We start from the raw sequence: 21,548 nt of genomic DNA, 5'->3' as shown, positions 1-21,548 counted from the left end.
TCTCTTTATTCAAAGTTGCCGGTCACTAGCAGAGAGTTGTCAGTTAGCATGGTTTTGCCTTTGGCAATCACGGTGTGCAGACTTAAATCCTCGTTGAAAATACAGATATCAGCATCCTGCCCTGTCTTAATACGTCCTTTGCTAATGCCTAAAGAGTCCGCAACATTTGCCGTCATCATGGCAATAGCTTGTTCAATAGAAACCCCTTGATCAATGAGTTTAGGCAGTAATAAAAGGTTGCTATCGACATCGGCTGCAGTGAGGCCTGTTAGCTCGCCCTGATCGTCGAATCTTGGCAAGCTCCCGTTACCATCCGAGCTGATCGTGATTTTATTGGCCGCAACACCGGACTCTAGTGCCAGCTTTACAGCATGCTCTGGCGGCGTGAAACGGCTTCCGCCTGAGGTGATATCAATACAGCCGCCTTTGAGTGCGAATCCGATCGCTTCGTCAAACAGTGCTTCGGTTCGGGCAACATGGGTGGGAGAGAAATGATGGATTGGAAGTCCCATCTCAAGCAGTTCATTGATTTGAAGAAATGGTTGTGGGAGGTTTCCCATATGGGTATGTAAGACGCCACGTTTTCCGGATAGTAGGCTGGCAATTCGAAGGTCAGAGACGATTCGAACCAACTCCTGTGTGGTCGGGTACGAACCTCGATGATCGGCAAGAGCTATTTTTACCCCGAGAATATTGGGAATAAAGGTCAAATCGTCACGAATATTACCGGTAATGGTTTTGGTGGGGACTTCATAAGATCCTGTGTGCATAAAGGCGGTAATACCTTCTTCTGTAAGCGCAGAGGCTTTGGCATAGAGATCTTTGGGTGAACGAGAAATACCGTCGGTTCCTAATACCCCGACAACTGTGGTCGTTCCTGCCTGAATTAATTTTGAAAGTGAAACTTGCGGGGTTCTGCTGGCAAATCCGGCTTCCCCTCCACCACCAGTGAGATGGATATGTTGATCAATCAGCCCCGGGCTGGTGATTTTGCCACCACAATCAATGGTCGTTATATTGCTCAGTCCCGACAGTTTTAGATCGGCCTCAATGGCAATTATCTTTCCATAGGCCAACAGAATATCGGTTCTTCCTATAGGCTCGGGGCAATAGAGCTCTGCATTTTTAAGTAGGGTAAACATGTTTCCTCCAGATGTTGTGGGTGTTATTTCTTGAGGTGAAAATTCATCAGCTGTAACGAATTATTTATTGGTGTATTTATTCTTCGCACAGCATACCCGTACTTTCTTTATGAGTATTTCGATTTCCATTGCTGATTTCGAATGATAGTATGCGTTCAGATCATATATAGGGATGTTTGAGGGTATTTCATTGGAATTCAAATGGTTAGATGACTTTATGAGTTTGAGGGAGCATGGTAACTTCTCTGCGGCAGCTCAGGCTAGGCATGTTACGCAGTCAGCATTCAGCCGCCGGATCCAAGCGCTGGAGCTATGGGTTGGTGTAACATTATTTGATCGAACCTCTTACCCAATAGAGCTAACCGAGCATGGGAAAAGGTTTATTCCTTATGTCGAAAACTTGCTTGAAATGGTTAGGGTTGCGAAAGATGATTTCTCCCAGGCCTCGCTCAAAACAGATAACTCCGTGCGTATTGTTTGCCTCCATTCCTTTGCCGTAAATTTGTTGCCACGTTTGCTGAGTCAGGCGGAGCAATTATTAGCAGGACTTAACTTTGCTGTTAATCCGTCGGTACAGGGAATAGATAATCATTTTCAAGCATTGCTCGATAATTCTAACGACATATTGTTTGCCTATGATACGAAAGGAATGCGTCCATCTTTCTTGATTGAAAATAAATTGGATCGCTGCTTGGTGTTTAAAGAAAATATTATTCCGGTAATTGCGCCTAAATTGTTACAGCGTCTTCAAGGTGATCAAAGTTATCCTTACCTCGCTTATTCCGAGCATACTTTTTTGTTCAATGCCGTAGAGCCCCTCATTGCAAAACAGCAGCTCCCCCTTGAGCAGGTGTTTGAAACAACTCTTAGTGAATCCTTGATTAAAATGGCTGTCAACGGAAGCGGTGTGGCTTGGGCACCATTGCATGCAATCGAAACAGAACTAGAGCAAGGCTTGTTGGTACAGGCTTTTCCCGAACAACCCGATACGGTGATTTCTCTTGATGTTGTTTGTTATCGTTCGAAAAGTCAGACACGTCCTGCTATCGATCAATTTTGGCGAGGTATTGAACATTTATCGGCAGCTGATAGTTAACCCGAACTAGCTTCTGCGTTTGAACTAACGCAGAAGTCTTTTGCCGGATTTCATGTCAAAAAGGCACTTACAACTTGGCCGCCATGATTTGATGGACAAGGTTGATGGCTTTAAGCGGGCGTAGCATCACTTTGAAGTCAACGATCTGATCGTTATGATCCCAGCGGATCATGTCGACACCATTGATAGTAATCCCTTCAATCTCGGTGCTAAATTCCAGTACGGCTTCACCATCATTGATAACTTCGCGATCATACTGAAAGCTCTCGTTGAAAAGCACATCAAAGGCTGTGGTTAAATAGTGAGTGGTAATTGCTTTGCCTACCTGAGGGGTATGAACGACGGGGGAGTGAAAGGTGACGTTATCGGCAAGGAGTGTTTTTAATGCCGAAGGGTCTCTGGTTTCGATGATTTGGTGCCATGTGTCAATCGCTGTTTTATTCATAAGCTTCTTCCCTGTGCTGCAGATGAGTGAAAAGGGTAATAGCTAAGCTTAGGACATGGTATCGATTTTAGGGCTATTTCTTTACTACTTGCCCAGACTCCAGTAGCGGCGCATTTCGAGATAGAGGAAAGAGGCCGTCCAGGTGATTAGCACAAGGCCGGTGAGGGATTCTACCCCGGTTAGATAGCGTAGGTTGCCCAATGGCTCAATATCACCAAAGCCTAGGGTGGTAAAGGTGGTGAAGGAGAAATAGCCACAATCCATCAGGCTACCGTCGAAGTTGCCGGAGAGCTGTCCCCACCCTTCGGTGTGGTGCATAAAATAGTAGGCGAAAGCAAATATCCACACCTCTACGGTGTGGGCGATTAGCGCGCCAAATACACCAAAAACGATTCTTAATCGATGCAGAAGCGTCATTTTAGGCATCAGCTTTGTGAGGTGATATAGAATCTCATAATGGATCATCACCGCAATAGCAACGATGGAACTATTCACTAAAAATACAGCTAACACATTGGCCTCGCTGACTATTATCTCTATTGTTTGAATTTTTTACCGTACGATTGTTTTGAGCTTATGACACAGAGTCAACTTTTGTGCTGTAGATGATCTTCAGCAGTACGGGTGTGATCAGGGTGGTTACTACTGCCATAATGACAACGGCAGAATATATATTCTCTGCTACAGGAGAGCTGACAGCCAGAGCATGAAACAATCCTGCTTTGAGTGCGATGTTCGCAATTACCAGCTCTACTGCTCCTCTGGCACTCATTCCCACGCCAATAGCGGTTGCTTCCTTCCAGGAAAAGCCAATTAACCGAGCAGCACCCCCTGCGGCAATAAATTTGCCAAAAAAAGCAGCGAGCAGCAGGCTGATAACAAAAGCGGGCACAACGAGGATGGCGGATAAATCGAGGTGCAGGCCCACGGATGCAAAAAAAATCGGAGCAAGAAAGCCATAAGTCATGGCTGAGGCTTTATTTCGAACATCGTCATACGCCGTTTCACTGATGGTTTTGCGATTAAAAAACAAACCGGCAATAAAAGCGCCGATAATGAAGTGTAGTTCGAGAGCCTCAGCCAGAACGGCAAAGGTCAATGCACTGACAAGAAGTGCACTGAAGTTAATTTCTCGTTGTTTGAACGTGCCGAAAAAGCGTCCGCCGAAGGGAAAAACAAATACACCGACAATAATTGTTATGCTAAAGAAAACAATGACTTGTATGCTGATTGTTCCGAGCTCGAAATTGTTCGTCGATGGTTCAGCTTTGATTAACGCGGTTAGCCAGGTGAGTAGCAGTAGGCTTAGAATATCGTCGAACACTGCTGCGGACACGATAATTTGTCCTGATGGTGATTTTAGCTTGCCAAGATCCATCAAAATACGAACTGTTGCTGGTACCGCCGTTATTGCGAGGGCGGTACCAAGAAAAACACACTGAGCAAATAAAACCTCTGAAGGTGGAAGAAAGAGCCATCCGAGACCGATACCTAACGTCATTGGCAAAATCATTCCGCAGACAGCCACCACCAGCGCCCCCCGGGAATACTCAATCAACCGGTTTGGTTGTAATTCAATACCAGCAAACAGCATGATAAAGAACATTCCAAGATCTGTGATAGTGTTGAAAATAGGGTTGTGTTCCAGCCCATCGATAAAGGGAGATAGACCTGTATATTGAGCAGCTATAGCACCGAGTGCAATACCGGCAACCAGTTCTCCGACAAGGCTGGGCTGCCCCAGTCGTTCTGCTAATTCGCCAAAGATTCGCGTGGTGATCAGCAGGATAAGCAGTACGAAAAAAAGCTCCATAACAAATCCCTTTATGGCGGAGAGGACGATATCAAGAAGCCCCCATCTGTAACGTAATCTGCTAATCGTGTAAGCGGATTGCGTATATCCTTAATTTGAGGATAGATTTTGCCTCTTCTATGGGCAAGTATAGTTAGAACTATTGTTGAACAGTGCTGGCTTGATAGGAAATGACATTAGTAGTAGGCGGATATAGCTAATGCTGAACACAAAATTGAACCATTGCACAAAATCTTCTGTTTGAATATTGGAAAGGTCATACAAATACAGCCATTCATCACAGTTATGCTAGCTTGTCTTTGTATAGGTGTGACAACTTGCTAATTGGCTTTATCTTCATATATGAATTTTCTGAAAAAGGACAAATTATCATGAAAGTAATGAAGATTAGTTGGGTAGACTTATGTGGTTATGGTGATTGGCTAAGTTCTGACGCTGCGCTCAAATTCGCAAATGGCAAGTATACACATGTTGAGACTCGCGGCGAGATAACGAAATGCGAGCTCTGTTATACAGACGACGGTACGCCACAGGTGGGCTTCGGTGAATTGATAGCATAAGTAGGCAATAAGTTGACACTAACACCCAAAGAAACATCCGGGGGATATTTCCCCCGGACTTATATAGGTAATACCAATCTAAATAAATATCTGAACATTTTCCTCATGAAAAAGTAGCTCATCTACTTGTTCAGATTGCAATAACAGATCAACCCATCTGTGACTGAAGGTAGTTTGGCAAGCCAATTTTTTTTATTAAACCAAGCTGTTGTTCAAGCCAGTAAGCATGATCTTCTTCGGTATCTGCCAGCATACCTTCCAATATTTCTCTAGTTTGGTAATCCTGTTCATCTTCACAGGTTTTAATTGCGACTTTGAGAGCTTTGTCGATCGAGTATTCCAATTGCAGCGCGAACTCCAGCATCTCAGGTACATCTTTGCCAATATTGAGGCCTTTACGCTGGCTTAGATCTGGGGTGCCTTCAAGAAACAAAATTCGCTCGATGATCCGGGAAGCGTGGCCTTTCTCATCATCGAATTCATGGTCAATACGCTCATAAAGCTTATTCAGCCCCCAGTCCTGGTACATACGAGAGTGAATAAAGTATTGATCCATAGAGGTGAGCTCACCAACTAATAGTGAATTAAGCGAGTCAATTATCTTAGCGTTACCTTTCATAGTCGTCACCTACTCCCTACATCTGTGATTGCAGATAGTTTTCAAGGCCAATGTTTCGTATTAGTTCCTGCTGGGTTTCGATCCAGTCGACATGTTCTTCCTCGTAAGCAAGGATATCTTCCAGCAGTTCACGACTGACATAGTCAGATTGAGCTTCACAGTGGGCGATAGCTTCTCGGAGTAATGCCAGTTGCTCCATTTGCATATCCAAATCACATTGCAGCATCTCTTCGGTATCTTCACCGATACGCAGCTTTTCCAAGTGTTGCAGGTTGGGGAGACCTTCCAAAAACAGAATACGTTCGATCAGATCATCGGCCTGCTTCATGTCTTTGATTGATTTTTTGTACTCTTTACTGTCCAGCTCACCTAAGCCCCAGTTCTTGAACATCCTGGCATGTAAAAAATACTGGTTGATTGACGTTAGCTCTAGAGTAAGCACTTGGTTTAAATAACCAAGTACCTGATTCTCGCCTTGCATAATACTTCCTCCATAAACGGCATTTTAATGTTATTTTTTAGCCAGATTTAATCATAGGTGCTGATTATTGATTGCGCGAAGGGAAGGAAGTAAATGTTTGTGACAAATACAAAATAATACCCCCACACTTAAAGTCGCAATCGAAACAAAAATCGATGTTATTCGCACTTGGGGTATCAAAGAGTACTTCACTATCAGATGTGTTGTGAGGCCAAGCATTTGATACGGTCTAGCAGTGTATTGTGCTCGTCAGATACTTTCTGTGGCAGTTGATAGATCCCCACTGTGCCGCGGAAAGGAGGTGTGTCCATATTGAGGGGCTTAAGTCCGAATCGGCTAAGGTATTTTGTCATTGCATTGGGATAGGGCATAACAGCGCAGGTATCCATTGCCATATCAATACTGGCTAAAAGTGAGTCAACTTCATATACCGTTCTTTCGTCCAGTTTTTGTTTATGGCTCTCGACCAGTTTTGGAAAAGGGTCATCAATTATATGGCTATATTTATCGAGGTCATAGGTTACAGTGATCGACGGATACTCTTCTAGCATTGCCTCTGTTGTAACCTGGGAAAGCAAAGGGTGGCTAGGGTTGACAAAATAAGCGTCATAGGTCGGAAACAGCGGGGTAAATATGACATTGTACTTCGAGGACAAACCAATGATCTCATGTCCGATGAAAAAGGCGATTTGATCATTAACGAGAGATTCCATCAAAGACAGGTGATTACCCAGTTCGATCTGCACCGAAGCCGAAGGAAATTGGTGGCGGTGTTGGTGGATAGCCTCCTTGACAAACAATGTCCACCAGGCGTCACCGGTGCCGATGCGAATTTTACCTGACAGGTACTGTTTTCGCTCATTGATCCGGGTCATCATCTGGTGGTATTCGTGTTGCATGCGTGAGCTATGCTCATACAGGATCTGACCAAACTCCGTCATCACCATTCCGTTTGCCTTGCGCTCAAACAGACTGACCTCAAGGTTCTTTTCCAGTTTTTTGAGGTTGCTAGTAACGGTTGGTTGGCTTAATCCGGCCATTTTGGCGGCCGCACTGACACTTTGCAGGCGGGCGACCAGCAAAAACTGCTGCAGTAATTTATCCATGGATCTTCTTATCCTGTTGTTCAGTTTGGTATTACATGCTCACGTGGTATGAAAATCAAAATTGTAGAAGCATCACATTTTGTTCAATCAATATAAATGCCAAATTTGCCAGTCTATTGATTACGGTCACCTTTCTGTCGAGTAATATAGGTTTTATCTATACCCCAGTGACGTTCCTCAATTTCTATTCCTGCTCGGAAAGGTTCAGAATTTTACCGCTGAAACTTAAATGAGAGGGAATACTTAATGAAACCAACTGTACTTGCGTTTACCGTTGCGGCCACTTTAGGCTTGATTGGCTGCCAATCAAGCAACACTGATTCTGCGGCGAAAGAAATACCTCAAGTGCCAGACAAAACTGAAAAGCCGGAAGTGGTCGATGTGCCATTGATAACAGAAGAACTTTATCTGCGCGGCCTTAACGGTGACTGGGGTACTTCCTCTCATGCTCGTTTGGTCTATCAGGGCAATAATAAGTATGAAACGGTATTGCGAGCTGCTCGCGGTACGAATGGCTTCAAGATAGCTAATGAAAGCTGGCAGGTTGAATACACGAATTACCTGAAGCCTGTAGAACTCGGGGTAGCTGCACTTTATCTACCAAAGCCAGAAGACAATGCATTATGTATGAACTCAGACTGTAATTCTGAGGTCACTTTCCCTGCCAAGGGCTATTACAAATTTACGGTGAGCTTTGCCGATACCAGCAGCGCCGAGATGATCGTTACCGAGGCGACACAGGAAGAGGCACAAGCCTATTATCAGGATGCGATTACCGACCCGGCAATTGTCCACAAAGGACACCAGCAACAAGTTAGCCAGCAGTTTGACAATTTCGATGCTTCTCATGAGACGGTGACTTTTTCGGTAGAAGATAAGAATGCAGCACTACGAACGTTTGGTATCTCGAGCAGTGCCGACTTGCGAGACGCACTCGATCAGGGACTCTATGTGAATGAAATCACGGGAAACCCGAAAGTGGTAACAGGGGATGTTGCCTTTGATGCACTGTTTGCTTTATCGCTACAAGAGCTGGATCAGCTTGCGGTTTCCGAGATCCGTGACGGTAGCTACAACAGCAACCAGCCGATTAAAGCTGAGGTTTTTGAAACGGGCGCTAAGTGGCATTATGTTTGGACTCGCGATCTGTCGTATGCTGCGGATCTATCTGTTGCCTTGCTCGATCCGAAGCGTGTAAGAAACAGCCTGGAATTCAAGCTGTCGGGTTTTCGTGACCAGACCCAACGTCAGTATGATGGCGAGCAGATTATTCAGGATACGGGGACAGGTGGAAGCTGGCCTATTAGTACTGACCGGGTTACATGGGCTTTGGGTGCAGAGCGTCTGCTGACTGCATTATCTGATGAGGAATACGCGCAGTTCTCGGCCCGTGCCTATAATGCGGTAAAAAATACGGTGGAAGCTGATCGCCAAGCCGCTTTTGATTCTCGCACTGGCCTCTATACAGGTGAACAGTCTTTCCTTGACTGGCGTGAGCAAACGTATTCGAGCTGGAGTTATGATGACGTCAACTACATCGGTATGAGTAAAGCCTTGTCGACCAACGTGGTGCATTATCGTGCCTTGTCGCTGGCGGTAAAGCTTGCTGAAGGGATCGACTCTGCGGCTGCTGCGCGCTATAGCCAATGGGCATCTGAACTGAAAACGGCCATTAACCAGCATTTCTGGGATCAGGAAAGCGGCATGTACGTTAGTTATCTGTTTGACAACAAAGGTGATATTCAGAGCGACAAGTTCGATATGCTGGGTGAATCACTGGCGATTATCAGCGGGATTGCTTCCGATGAGCAGGCTCGGCAGATCATGCAAAACTATCCTCACTCCCAGTTTGGTGTCCCTGTTTATTTCCCGCAACAACCAGGGATCCCTGTGTATCATAACCGGGCTATCTGGCCATTTGTGACAGCATATAGCCTGCGGGCAGCCAACCAGACCAAGAATGTTGCAGCTGCAAACAATGCCTATCGGTCTTTGATCCGCGGCGCGGCAACCAACTTGTCAAATATGGAGAACCTTGAGTGGCTGTCGGGGAAATCACAGTTACTGCATGGTGACTATAATCAAGATGCTTCTTTAAATGGCCCGGTCATTAACTCGCAGCGACAGCTATGGTCTGTTGGTGGCTACCTGAACATGGTTATAGAACAGGTGTTTGGTCTTGAAACCGTGGGCGGTGAGCTTCGAGTCGAGCCGTTTATTACCGGATGGATGCGTAATACCGTTCTGAAAAACAGCGATGAGATCCGCCTTGAGAACTTCAGCTTCAAAGGTCAGAGCTATGGTGTAACGATCAAGTTACCGCCTCTGGATAACCGCTTGTCTGGCTATTACAAGACGGTTTCTGTTAACCGGGAGGACAATGAATACATTGTTAGCCTCGGAGAGTTAACCGAAACGGATCAAACAATTACGGTAATTGATGATGTCAAACCTTACGATACGGACAATAGCCGAACGTTTTCACCGGTAGAGCCGGTATTGAGTGTCAACTATGACCTAGGGCAGGTGCAGATTGAGGTGCAAAACAAAGGGGATAACAAGGTCAATCTTTACCGCAATAATGAGTTGGTGAAAACGTTGACCACTGCAGTGAAGTATGACGATAGCCTAGATCAAGGCGCTTATGCTTGTTACGTCGCCGAAACTGTCAATATTGAAGGGCACCGATCGAATCTAAGCCGTCCTGTTTGCGTTGGCACGAAGCAGGAGCTGCTGTTTGATGGTGAATATCAGCCGCTGAAGGAAGGTGTTGAGACTGTCACGATTGAAGGTACGCAAGGAGTACTGCGTAGCAAGCAGAGTTTCACGGTCGCCACGTCCGGTGAATATGACTTCAGCGCTTTGTACAGTAATAACCAAGGTCAGCTGAATACTGGTATCACCAATGCCGTAAAAGTGCTGACGGTGAAAAATAGTCAGGGCAATAAAGTGGGAGGAGGGGTCTTACAGATGGGCCACGTCGGTGAGCAGCAAGGCCTGCGATATTCGACCCCGGTATCCGTTACGCTCGAGGCCGGGACGAAGTATCAGTTCGAAATCTCTGACCACTTTAATATGAGCTACCTGACTTCTAATGCAACTTATACGTTTGCTGGGGGAGTGGAAGGGATTGTCAATGCCGCCGATCTGGTGACGATGCGCGTAACTCGTCATTAATGTCATCATTCGTTATCAGTCTTTGACTTTATATTGAACGATAAATCCCCCATCGATTTTGTCGGTGGGGGATTTAATTTGCTGATTAACAAAGGCTATCGATAGTTTTAACCACAATTTCTTTATTCTCGCGGGTGAGCGAAACGTAGCATTGCGTTTTTTTCGCTTTGGTGACTTCTGGGTTTGACATCACCGTCTTCTATATCCTTGTAAACACTAGGAAGAACCAGCACTTCCTTGCCTGACTCATCAGCACACACAGCTTATTTGCTGCCACAGCATGGGATTCTTTGCTCAGGCAATACTGCTGCTTGACAGAGGGGCTTCTTGTTCGTTACCTGTAAATACAGTATCTGGCCTAGCGGGACGTTTTTGCTCCAGAGGTTCCCCTTGATAGTGGGCAATTAATTCGCCCGCGACCGAGACCGCAATTTCAGCCGGGTGCTTTCCTTTCACGGCATCGATCCCAATCGGGCAGGTCATTCGTTCGATGGTTTCCTGGCTATAGCCTCGCTCTGTCAATCTGTAATCGAACTTTTTCCGTTTGGTCAGCGAACCTATCATGCCAAAGTAAGCGGTATCGTCTCTGTTGAGGATCGCCCTTGTCAGATCGAAATCCAGCTGGTGGTTATGGGTCATCACCAGATAGTAGCTGTTAGCCGGCATATCCTTGACTTCAGCAACCGGATCATCGGAGACCAGCTTTCTGACTGCAGTTGGCAACTCGTCAGGAAATTCATGTTCCCGTTCGTCTATCCAGGTTACACGGAAGGGCAGTGTGGCCACGATATGGAGCAGGGCTTTGGCGACATGACCAGCACCAAATAAAACAAGGTGATTTAGCTGCTGGCCGATTGGCTCGAAGCTAAGGGTTGCGATGCCACCACAGCACTGACCGAGCCGGGCCCCTAGGTTAAAGTGTTCGACTTTGGTATGTCTGTCTCCGATAAGCAGCATTTCACGTGCCATCTTAACGGCCATATGTTCGAGGTGACCACCGCCAATGGTTGCAATCAGGTTGTCACGTGTCACGAGCATTTTGGTGCCAGCATCGCGCGGGACAGACCCTTTGTCTGCTAGTACCGTTACCATGATGCAGGCTTCACCACGTTCGTCTAGTTTGGCTAGCTCATGAATCCAGTTGTCGTTAAACATGTCCGTACTCCTTGGCGGTTGGCGTGGAAATTTTTATAACTGTTATAACTCTGAATATAATGCACCATATGCATAAAAATAAAACGGACGGACTCGTGCTTATTGGTGTTTATTGACTTTTAAGTCAACTTTATTTTGATAAAAGTGAGGTTGGCTTGGTATATCACAGCCCGCTTACTGGGAACAGCAAACGGGCGTGTGATGAATAGAGTGGAAAGCCGAGGGACACCCCCTAGACTAATTGGTTTTGCTTGTGCTTTTTGCCTGGTTGCTATTGCCGTCACGTAGCTGACTAAGTACCTGTGATTTAGGGCCATCAGCGATGATTTGTCCTTTGTCCATAACGATAATACGATCAACAACATCCAGCATACTGGTCTTGTGGGTGATTAAAATCAGGGTGTCATTGTCAGCCAGGTTGCCTAGTTGATGCTTGATATACATCTCTGAGCGGTTATCCATGCTACTTGTGGGCTCGTCCATCAAGAGCACTGGTGGTTTGCTGAGCAGGGCACGGGCGATGGCGACTGACTGGCGCTGGCCTCCGGATAAAAATTGACCGCCTTCGCCAACCTGCTTTTCCAGGCCTGCTGCATCTTGCTGAGTGAAACTGGTAACGCCAGCGCGATCGGCTGCACTCATAATGTCCTTGTCGCTGGCAAGTGGACGGCCTAGCGTAATATTGTCCCGAATTGAGCCGAAGAACAGCATTGCATCTTGCGGCACGCAGCCAATGTTGCGGCGAACATCGATATGGTGCAATTGGTTGATATCGGTATCATCAATACGTACCGAGCCTTCTGTTGGCTGGTAGAGCCCCATAATCAGGCGTTCCAGACTTGTTTTTCCTGAGCCGATCCGCCCGATGATAGCCACTTTCTCCCCTGGATTAACGGTAAAACTGACATCTTTTAGCGCGGCTGACTGGGTGTTGGGATACGCGAAGCTAACCCGGTCAAACTCTATTTTTCCTTGGATGATCGGACGGTGAATATAACGTTTGCCATTTTCTTGCTCAGTGGGCATCTCCATCAACTGTTCGATGATTGTCATTGCCGATTTCGCTTGGTTGTAGCGGGTTGATAGTAATGACAGTTGCACCAGTGGACCGACAGCACGGCCGCTCAGCATTGTTGCAGCAATCAGGCCGCCCATGGTTAATTCGCCGTCGGCTATCAGGTACACCCCGAATAAAATCATGGCAATAGAGACAAATTGCTGGAGGAAACCGGCGGTATTTTGTACTGAATCGGTCAATCGACGGGATTTGATCCCCCAGTTAGCCATATGGGCGACGGCTTCTTCCCAGCGGTACTGAAACTGATTCTGGGCACCGAACATTTTGACGGTTTCCAGGCCGCTCAGGCTTTCAATCAAGTTGGCGTGTTTCTGCGAAGACAAGCGAGAGCCTTCCTCGATACTCTGGCGAAGCGGACGCTGGATAAGCAAGCTGTAGGTGATCAAGATAGCCACTGCAATTAGCGGGACCAGGGCTAAGGGGCCAGCCACCAACCAGATGATGAGCAGAAACATCAAGGCGAAGGGGAGATCGATTAACGATGAAATAGTCGCCGAGGTGAAAAACTCACGGATAGACTCGAACTCTTGCATGTGGCGGGCAAAAGCGCCGACAGAGGGGGGACGCGCCTCCATTCTGATCCCCATGACCTTGCCGAAAATTTTGGCGGACAGCAACAAATCTGATTTTTTGCCGGCTAAGTCGATGAAGTAGCTTCGCATTAGCTTCAGAACTAAGTCGAAGATAAAAATGATACTGATGCCGATAGTGAGTACCCATAGGGAGTCAAACGCCAGGTTTGGAACGATTTTGTCGTATACCAGCCGGGTGAAAAGCGGGGCGGAAATGGCAAAAATGTTAATGAGTATCGAAGCGATAAAGACATCGCGATAGATAGAACGTGACTGCCACAAGGTGCTCCAGAACCAGTGTCCTTCATGACTTTGCAGTATTTCGGGTGAACGCTCGTCATAACGGAACCGCTTCTTAATAAGAAATAGCTGTCCGGCATACTGATTGTTTAGTTCGTCGAGGCTGATCCATTGCTGTGAGCTGTCGTCATGGGCCAGTACGACTTCTGCTTCATTTTTATCCTTGTCGATGCTCAGGATCACACAGGCGTCGTTTCCCTTCAGCAGAGCAATGACCGGAAAGAGCAGCGGCGGGATTTCCGTAATCGCCATTTGGCTCGCCTTGGCTTGAAGTCCCGCAGTTTCTGCTGCCCGAGGCAGCAGAAAAGGGGTCAGCAGCCCGTCAGCCAGTGGCAGATCGGCAATCAGTGCATCAGGAGAGTTGGCCTGGCCATAATAGCGGCTGACATAGATAAGCGATGTCAGTAAGGGATCTTTCATACCGTTTTCTCGTTGTTCATTTCATCGACAACAAAACCCTGGAAGCCTTTTACCATTAAAGCGGCCAGTTTTTCTTGTTGCTTGGTTGTTTCGACCCGCGATGCAATGGTGACAATAGAGAGGTTATTGGCGGTACGGGTAATGGATGTGAGTAGATCGGCTTTAGCTTCGTCATCAATTTGGTTGGTGTAGGCAAAGTCGAGTTTGACATAGGCCGGACGCAGCTTGTTCAGGCTGCTCAGTGAACCGAAGTTATGGCCAAAGTTATCGATACCGAAAGCAAAGTTATTTTGGTGGATCATTTCACATAGCAAATCGGTGTCATTACTGTGCTTGATAAAGCTGATTTCCGGCAGCTCGAACAGGATGCGGTCACTTAGAGATTGATATGACTTCATTTTATTACTTAACCAGCGAATAAACCCGGTATCGCTGATACTGCTCTGAGTAATATTAACGGCAATCGGTCCCAGTTCCGGGTTGGCCGTCAGCTGTTGAAATAGCTTTTCAAGAATATGCCTATCCAGTTGGGCGCCGGCATTGAGTTGTTCTACGGCGCCGACAAATTGGCCGGCAGAATAGTATTTATCGCCTTTTTCTATGTAGGCAAAGACTTCCTCGTGTAGCGGCTCGCCTTTGTCGTTGATAGCTTTTTGGAATTTAAGTTTGAACAGTTTGTTGGCGATCGCTTCATCAACCAGCGCTTTCCATTGCAGTTTGCCCATTACGGAGGTTTGCTGACTGGTGTCAAACAGAGCGAGAGGCTCTTTGGGTTGCTGGCGGGCTTGCATCAAGGCGTTATCAGCCTGTGCCAGTATTGAAGAGATTGTGTCACTATCACGTCTTACAACTAACCCAACAGCAGCCTGTACCGGCCTGACATCTAGCGGATCGCTCTGGAGCTCAGAACTCATGTGTAGCATAGTTCTGCCAATTGATGTTAACTCGGAGGCTGATGTATTTGGTGCCAGCAAAACGAACTCCGCCTGGCTTAATCTAGCTATAGTGAAGTTATCAGAGGCTAGGTTTTTTATACGGCTTGCCAGGTTCTGTACCAGCTGATCGCCAGCTTCATAGCCGTTTTGCTCGTATCTGTCTTTGATTAAGTCAACCTTCAGCAGCGCGATACCGCCTTTGGCTGAGGTACCTAACCAAGATTCCAACTGGGTGAGCAGATAGCTGCGGTTTGCCAGGCCCGAGACAGGATCTTGGAAGGCTCTGACTCTGAGTCTGTCGGCTTCCTGGGCCTGCTGTTCAAAGTGGAGTTTAAGCTGGGCACTCATATGGTTGAATGCCTTTACTACATCGCTTAGTTCACGGGTACGCGGTACTGTCAGGGCTTGGCCAAACTGGTTGACGGACATCTCTTTCGCGCGGCTCTGTATTGCCTTAAGTGGCTTGAGGACTTTCGACAGAATCATGGCAAGAATAACAGCTCCCAAAAAAAAGCTTGTGATGAAGCCTAAAGTGAGCTGTATGGTTGCCTGCCATAGCTTTAGGTAGGCATAGGCTGGATTGCTGGTTACAGACAAGGAAGCAAGTTGCATCCAGCCACTGGTTAGCGTGGTGGATTTTGCAATTGGCTCGATTTCAATTGTATTTCGGAACCACTCAGGTACCCCGGAGATGTCTTCAGGGTAGGTGCGTTCAATGGTTAATTCGTCTTGAAGCAGATCAAGGCTGACACTGCTGTAGAAACTGCTATCAAATGTTGCGTTGATCACCGATTCTGTTGCGATGGTGTCTCCGGATTCTAGGTACGGTGACACGGCCAACCCGACGGCACTGATGGCGTTGTCGATTTCCGTAGACTGCTGCTCGCGCAAAAAGTTACGGGTTGTGTTGAATTGAATCACAAACACCGAGGTGATAAGTGTGAAAAATACAATCAGCATCCATATCAAAAGTTGTCTGTATAGTGTCATTGCGGTCACTCATCAAAGTTAATTATTGGGCGGTGAAGTTGGGTGTGGTTTGAACGTTGACGCAAGTCGTTCCACACACTTAATCGCGAGGCCTGGCCTGCGAGCTGACCTCGGCCTTTTTGTTTCATTAGCCAAAGCTTGCTACCGTTAAAGCTGTAAATAGGAAGTAGATCAGTCCGTTTTGTCGCAGGCTTGATTTCACTGTCGAGGTTATCAAGCAGCAACGGAATGGATGATGGGGTCGGATAGTAGGCCACTACCATATGGAATTGATTCAAGTTGAGGGCTTTTACGTACACTAGACGTAGCCGACTGTCATCAATGCCGAGTTCTCGCAAAGAAAAGTATTTTGCAATACTGAAATCCTCGCAGTCGCCGGCCCCTGAACCAATAAACTCTAACGGTGTTGCCCAGTAGTCTTCTTGTCCCCATAGCTTGATATCGTCAATGAAGATCAGTTGATTGAAAAAGTTGTTGATGGCTTTGAGCTTATGTTTATCGTTAGTAGCGTGGTTACTTCTGATTACTTGCCGCCATGACAGCATGCGCTGTCCGGCTCTTTCTCCGTAGAATTGGCGGACTTTTTCTACTTGCACAACTTCGCTATCGGTCAGTGCAATAGCACTGGCCGACAGCAAAATAGCTAAGATCCAGAGATTAATTTTTTTCACGAAGTGTGTATCAATAAAATGGTTTAGTTATTGCGCACCATAAAAATTGTCCACTCTTCGACGACATATCCTTTCTCGCCAACAACTTTGGCCACAACACGACGGCTAAGCGTATTTGACTGCTCTTTGCTATCACTCTTGACAGGCATGGTGTCGCCAAAACCAACGGTTTTAATTCGCTCGGGAGCGATTCCGTTCTCGATAAGTTGTTTGCGGACCTGCTTGGCACGTTTTAGTGATAGCTGGGTATTGTACTGATGGCGACCTACTGGGCTGGCATGGCCTTTTAGCTCTACATGGGTCTCAGGATATTTCTTGAGAAAGTCGCTCATACGTTCAATTTCAGGCAAAAACGAGTTCGGAATTACACTGGAGTCGTTGGCAAACAGAACCTGTACATCATTTTCTTCTGCTCGCTTTACGTAGACCGGGCAGCCGTCATTATCAACCACTGCAGTCAATGGCGTTTCGGCGCAATTATCTCGTGCGTTTATCACCCCGTCGTGATCGAAGTCTCTGAGATCGCGTGACTGTGTCACGGCTGGTGGCTCAGGGATCTGCCCTGTCGAACAACCAAACAGGAACAAAGCCATCAGGGTAACTAAAGAGTGTTTCATTATTAATGTCCTGTAATCGTTATTTAACTGATTGAGTCCAGTTGTCGGCTAAGTCGACGCGCATTTCAGAGAGCAGTTGCCCGGTGGCGTTAAGTACTCGGTATTTGGCCAAAATCCCGCTGTAGTGGGCTTGCAGATATGACTTGCGGGCCTCAAAGAGCTCGTTTTCGGTATTGAGTACATCCAACAAAGTGCGCTGACCGATTTTGAATTGTTTCTCGTAGGCGATGACGGTCTGTGCCGAAGCATCGACATGTTGTTGCAAGTATTGGGTTTGCTGGTTTGCCAACTCCATGGCACTCCAGGACAGTCGGGTGCTTTCGTCGAGCATACGGTAGGCTCTGTCACGTATCGCTTTAGATTTGTTGACCTGGTAGGCGGCCTGGCGCGATTTGGCAACATCAGAGCTACCGCTGAATAGGTTGTAACGCATTTTCAGCATGGCCGAAAATTCGTCATTATCGCCGGGGGTTCCGCTTACCTCTTTGCCCCACTGCTGGGAGGCCTCAACGGTGAAGGTCGGGTAAAAGTTACCTTTAGCCTGATCGTACTGGATGTGTGCCGCTTCGACATCATTGGAGGCGACTTGGACGATTGGGTTATTTTTCCGTGCTTGTTCAAGTGCATCATCAAGCGTTGGTGCCACGTAATTGATGTCTACTTCTGGTTTCGCCAAATCTTTCGGGTAGTTGCCTACAACGCGGATGAATGCGGTGATTTTATCGTTTAGGTTGCTGCGAGCAGATAGCAAGTTGGTGTTTGAGCGTGCTAGGCGTCCCTCAATTTGAGCGAGATCAGCCGTCGAGCCAATACCTGATGCTGTGCGTTTGTTGATGTCCTGGTACATCTTTTTGTGTACCTCAAGGTTCGCTTCGGATAGCTCGAGTACATCCTGAGCACGAAGGACATCAAGATAGACTTCTGTTGCCTGAAGAGCTGTGTCCTGGGCATCGGAAAGTAGCTGGTAGCGCTGGGCTTCCGTTTCTGATTTGTTACGCTGGATATCGTTGTAGGTAATTGAACCATCCCAGATAAGCTGGCGGAAGGTTATTTTGGCTGAGCGCGGATTAAAATCGCCCTTAGTGCCATATTCATTGTCATAATTTTCATATCCAACACCCGCTTCCAGATCCAGGGAGGGCAGGTAGTCACCCGTAGAGGCGTCAATAAGCTCGTTGCGGCTCATAAATTCGCTGTAGGCGCTTTTAATTTCCGGGTTTGAAGCCAACGTCTGGGCGATTGCCTGCTCAAGTGGCTGTGCCATTACTTGTAAAGTGACGCACTGGAGAGAAGCGAGCAGCGCAAGCTTCATAAATTGCTGTTTTTGTCTCATTGTCATTATTCTCTTAACGCTGTCTGGCTAGCTTTTAGAACGGGTTTTAGCAGGTATTTCAGGACGGTACGCTTGCCTGTGATAATATCAGCTGAGGCTGTCATACCCGGAATAATCGGTAGACGTTCACCAGCTGGTCCGGTAAGGCTGTTTTCATTGGTCCGTATACGGACTTGATAGTAGCTATTACCTTCTTCATCCTGGATGGTATCTGCACTGATGTTTTCAAGGATGCCGGTGAGACCACCATAAAGGGTGAAATCATAGGCACTAAACTTGATGACAGCCTTGAGGCTTGGCCTCAAAAAACCAATATCTTGAGGCGCGATTTTGGCTTCGATCAGCAGGTTGTCTTCTGTTGGCACTATTTCCACCAAGGGCATACCAGGCTGGATAACTCCACCAATGGTATTTACGTGAATTTTTTGGATCGTTCCGGTTACCGGTGAGGTGACCACTGTTCTATTCACTCTGTCTTTTAAACCAATTTGAGATTCAGACAGGCTGGATAATTTATCGCTGGTTTCGTTGAGCTCTGCTTGAACCTCGGAACGAAATCTCAGTGCGATATCAATATGTTTGAAAATAGTTTCTTGAATTGCGGCTTTGAGCACTGGTATCTGCAGCGTTGTTGAGGTTAATTCGCTTTTAGTGTCATTTAACTGACGCTGGAGTTTAAGCAGTTCAATTGGCGGTACAACCCCTTCTTCAGCAAGTGGTTGAGTTATATCAAATTCCTTTTTTGCAATGGTGTAATTGCGGCGTAAATTATTTAATCGTGATTGAGTTTCAATTAGCTCTTTTTCTTTTTGGCGAATTTGCTCGGCTGTAACAGAAAGCTGATTTTCCAAGTTAGAGACTCGATCCTGATATTGGTTATTTTGTCGCCGAATTAACTTAATATGTTTATTAGTAAAGTCTGAATTAAATACTAAAGGCTGACGTCGAACTACAACACTATCCTGCCATTTTGTTTTAGCCTTATTTTTTCTGACACTCACACTTTTTAATAGTGCATTTAATCGGACTGCATTAGCCTCTGAACCAGCCAGAGCAAGGCTCTGCTCGCGATAGTCTGAAAGGAAAAGGGTATCGTCTATTAGTAATAGTTTTTGGTTTTTTTCGACATGTTGCCCTTCCTTAATTAGCACTTTTTTTACAATGCCGCCTTCAAGGTTTTGTACAACTTGCAATTGGGATGAAGGAATAACTTTACCCGCACCAACTGTTACCTGATCAAGCTGTGCCATTGATGCCCACACGACTGCGACGATAAAAAACAAAACAATAACCCACAGCATGATACGTGCGCTTCGAGGAGTGTTCAGTAATAGTGCGGCCGTCTTGTCATCAACAAAATCTAGCTGATCAGTAGCAATAGCAGAAGTGTTCTTTTTCATTAATTCTCTTCGCGAGTAAATATAATTTTATTGCGATTTTATAAATTATTTAGTGTGTAAATATGATGTTTGTGTCAAATAATTACAAATGATAAACTGCCAGAAAATTGGCGTAAAGTATTATTTTTTTCTTGCAATTGTTATCGGGAATAATTCCTGTTTCGATAATGTTGTATTTATTAGTAATGTATTCTTTGTGGCAATTCTTATTTGGGCAACATGTTTCATGCAGCATATTTCATGCAACATGTAGAGTTACGTCGTTTTAATTAACGAGCAACAATAAGATTAAATATTTCTTCATTTTAAATTCGGGTTATATAACTCATCGTGAATGCTAATCGGGTGGTCATATATGGATGCAAGTAGTAACAGCAAAGCCGTTGATGTGAAGGTGGCAGATGGAATGGCATTTGTTATCAAGGGGAGTGATCAAGTTATTGCTGTTAAGGCTGAGTATCAAATACAGCCAGACGAGATTATGGTCGCAAATCCGGAAACTCGTTATGTTGTTTTGAGAGATGGTGAACCTGTGATCGTTCAGGAGCCCTGTCCAACTTGTGTTGCGTTATCTGACGATGGAGTTAAGGTGGCAGCTATGGAAAATAGTGTGACCTTTAATCCTGATTATGCCGACCAAGCCCGTTTTGACAGTGATAAAATAACAGCAATACAGAATGCGATTTTAGCCGGAGAGGATCCAACTAGCATCTTTGAAGCAACAGCAGCAGGTTCTGCGTCCTCTACAGCCTCGAATCAAGGCTTTGTTGTTATTGACTATGACTATGACAATGTATTGGCAGAAGCTGGTTTCGATACATCATTTGGGACGGTATTAGACACTGATGAGAGTGAGGATGATAGCAGCCCTGTTCAGTTAACTCCTGTTGATATAAATCAAGCTCCCGTTGCCCAGGCAAGAGTGGATTCTGCTATTGAAGGTGGCGAGATCATTAGCGGTCATGTTGTTGCTAATGATCCTGACGGCGACTCATTGACTTACCAGCTGGTCGATCAGGATGTTCCGGCAGGTCTTACATTTAATGCCGATGGTTCGTATACCTTTGACCCAAGCCACGGTGCTTATGACAGCTTGGCTGAAGGTGAAAGCATTGACGTTAAAGTGTCTTACCAGGTTGATGATGGGCACGGTGGAAAGGACACTCAGACACTTATAATTACTGTTGTTGGTACCGATGACGGCGCTATTGTGACCCCGTCAACGCCGGATGCCGATGCTGGCACGGTCAAAGAAGATGTGACCCTGACTACTGGCGGCAAGCTTGACGTGGTCGACCTGGATGCGGGCGAGGCTGTCTTTGATGCTGAAACCGTGACCGATGAGAACTACGGTACCTTCACGATCGACAGCGACGGTAACTGGACGTATGAGCTGAACAACCACTCGGCGGAAGTGCAGGCGCTGACTGAGGCGAGTGAGCCGCTGAGCCGTGAGTTCACCGTCACCACCGCGGATGGTACCGAGCACACCGTGACCGTGACGATTAACGGCAGCGACGATGGCGCTATTGTGACCCCGTCAACCCCGGATGCCGATGCTGGCACGGTGAAAGAAGACACAGTATTGACCACCGGCGGCAAGCTGGATGTGGTCGACCCGGATGCGGGCGAGGCGGT

17 protein-coding genes are annotated in these 21,548 nt (G+C 46.4%); 3 read left to right on the top strand and 14 right to left on the bottom strand.

Annotated elements, in window-relative coordinates; all coding sequences use genetic code 11:
- Positions 1–5: 5 nt before the first annotated feature.
- Positions 6–1,142, bottom strand: coding sequence for a beta-aspartyl-peptidase (gene iadA / locus MD588_RS00085; protein WP_265694722.1), 1,137 nt, complete (start codon positions 1,140–1,142; stop codon positions 6–8).
- Between the two features lie 190 nt (positions 1,143–1,332).
- Here iadA and MD588_RS00080 point away from each other — a divergent pair, with 190 nt between their 5' ends.
- Positions 1,333–2,238 (top strand): LysR family transcriptional regulator, encoded by a 906-nt coding sequence (locus MD588_RS00080; protein ID WP_265694721.1) that lies wholly within the window; start codon positions 1,333–1,335, stop codon positions 2,236–2,238.
- Between the two features lie 67 nt (positions 2,239–2,305).
- On the opposite strand, the gene MD588_RS00075 is transcribed toward MD588_RS00080, so the two are convergent.
- From MD588_RS00075 to MD588_RS00050, 6 genes are all read right to left on the bottom strand, one after another.
- A complete protein-coding gene (locus tag MD588_RS00075; protein WP_265694720.1) occupies positions 2,306–2,683 on the bottom strand; it encodes a nuclear transport factor 2 family protein in 378 nt (125 codons plus the stop codon).
- Between the two features lie 84 nt (positions 2,684–2,767).
- Entirely contained in the window at positions 2,768–3,178 is a 411-nt protein-coding gene (locus MD588_RS00070) for a potassium channel family protein (protein ID WP_265694719.1), read from the bottom strand.
- Between the two features lie 79 nt (positions 3,179–3,257).
- Positions 3,258–4,496: a cation:proton antiporter gene (locus tag MD588_RS00065; RefSeq protein ID WP_265694718.1), complete on the bottom strand. Its 1,239-nt coding sequence runs from the start codon at positions 4,494–4,496 to the stop codon at positions 3,258–3,260.
- 708 nt (positions 4,497–5,204) lie between these two features.
- The gene (bfr, locus tag MD588_RS00060; protein ID WP_265694717.1) at positions 5,205–5,675 is read right to left on the bottom strand and encodes a bacterioferritin; all 471 of its coding nucleotides are present in this window, start codon (positions 5,673–5,675) and stop codon (positions 5,205–5,207) included.
- Between the two features lie 16 nt (positions 5,676–5,691).
- Positions 5,692–6,156: a bacterioferritin gene (gene bfr / locus MD588_RS00055; RefSeq protein WP_265694716.1), complete on the bottom strand. Its 465-nt coding sequence runs from the start codon at positions 6,154–6,156 to the stop codon at positions 5,692–5,694.
- Between the two features lie 194 nt (positions 6,157–6,350).
- Positions 6,351–7,262, bottom strand: coding sequence for a LysR family transcriptional regulator (locus MD588_RS00050; RefSeq protein WP_265694715.1), 912 nt, complete (start codon positions 7,260–7,262; stop codon positions 6,351–6,353).
- 246 nt (positions 7,263–7,508) lie between these two features.
- Between MD588_RS00050 and MD588_RS00045 the strand changes: the two genes are divergently transcribed.
- Positions 7,509–10,439: an alpha-L-rhamnosidase-related protein gene (locus MD588_RS00045; RefSeq protein ID WP_265694714.1), complete on the top strand. Its 2,931-nt coding sequence runs from the start codon at positions 7,509–7,511 to the stop codon at positions 10,437–10,439.
- Positions 10,440–10,733: 294 nt separating this feature from the next.
- Here the strand turns inward: MD588_RS00045 and xdhC are convergent, their stop codons facing one another.
- The 7 genes from xdhC to MD588_RS00010 form a co-directional block, all read right to left on the bottom strand.
- Positions 10,734–11,594 carry a xanthine dehydrogenase accessory protein XdhC gene (xdhC, locus tag MD588_RS00040; protein WP_265694713.1) on the bottom strand — a complete coding sequence of 287 codons (861 nt, stop codon included), beginning with the start codon at positions 11,592–11,594 and terminating at the stop codon, positions 10,734–10,736.
- A 237-nt stretch (positions 11,595–11,831) separates the two neighbouring features.
- The gene (locus tag MD588_RS00035; RefSeq protein ID WP_265694712.1) at positions 11,832–13,964 is read right to left on the bottom strand and encodes a type I secretion system permease/ATPase; all 2,133 of its coding nucleotides are present in this window, start codon (positions 13,962–13,964) and stop codon (positions 11,832–11,834) included.
- Positions 13,961–15,889 carry a bifunctional diguanylate cyclase/phosphodiesterase gene (locus tag MD588_RS00030; protein WP_265694711.1) on the bottom strand — a complete coding sequence of 643 codons (1,929 nt, stop codon included), beginning with the start codon at positions 15,887–15,889 and terminating at the stop codon, positions 13,961–13,963. Before MD588_RS00030 ends, MD588_RS00035 begins: the two co-directional genes overlap by 4 nt.
- A gap of 5 nt (positions 15,890–15,894) precedes the next feature.
- A complete protein-coding gene (locus MD588_RS00025) occupies positions 15,895–16,560 on the bottom strand; it encodes a transglutaminase-like cysteine peptidase (protein WP_265694710.1) in 666 nt (221 codons plus the stop codon).
- Positions 16,561–16,583: 23 nt separating this feature from the next.
- Complete coding sequence (locus MD588_RS00020; RefSeq protein WP_265694709.1) at positions 16,584–17,177, bottom strand: OmpA family protein; 594 nt, start codon at positions 17,175–17,177, stop codon at positions 16,584–16,586.
- Positions 17,178–17,196: 19 nt separating this feature from the next.
- Entirely contained in the window at positions 17,197–18,510 is a 1,314-nt protein-coding gene (locus MD588_RS00015) for a TolC family outer membrane protein (protein ID WP_265695166.1), read from the bottom strand.
- Between the two features lie 5 nt (positions 18,511–18,515).
- A complete protein-coding gene (locus tag MD588_RS00010) occupies positions 18,516–19,910 on the bottom strand; it encodes an HlyD family type I secretion periplasmic adaptor subunit (RefSeq protein ID WP_265694708.1) in 1,395 nt (464 codons plus the stop codon).
- A gap of 355 nt (positions 19,911–20,265) precedes the next feature.
- Between MD588_RS00010 and MD588_RS00005 the strand changes: the two genes are divergently transcribed.
- On the top strand, positions 20,266–21,548 hold a 1,283-nt coding region (locus tag MD588_RS00005; RefSeq protein ID WP_265694707.1), incomplete at its 3' end, for a retention module-containing protein.

The sequence above is a fragment of the Photobacterium obscurum genome, from assembly GCF_026191635.1.
In the GTDB taxonomy this organism is placed as follows: Bacteria; Pseudomonadota; Gammaproteobacteria; order Enterobacterales; family Vibrionaceae; genus Photobacterium; species Photobacterium obscurum.
Note: the sequence above shows the minus strand (reverse complement) of the source record. Positions and strands in the feature narration are given on the sequence as shown.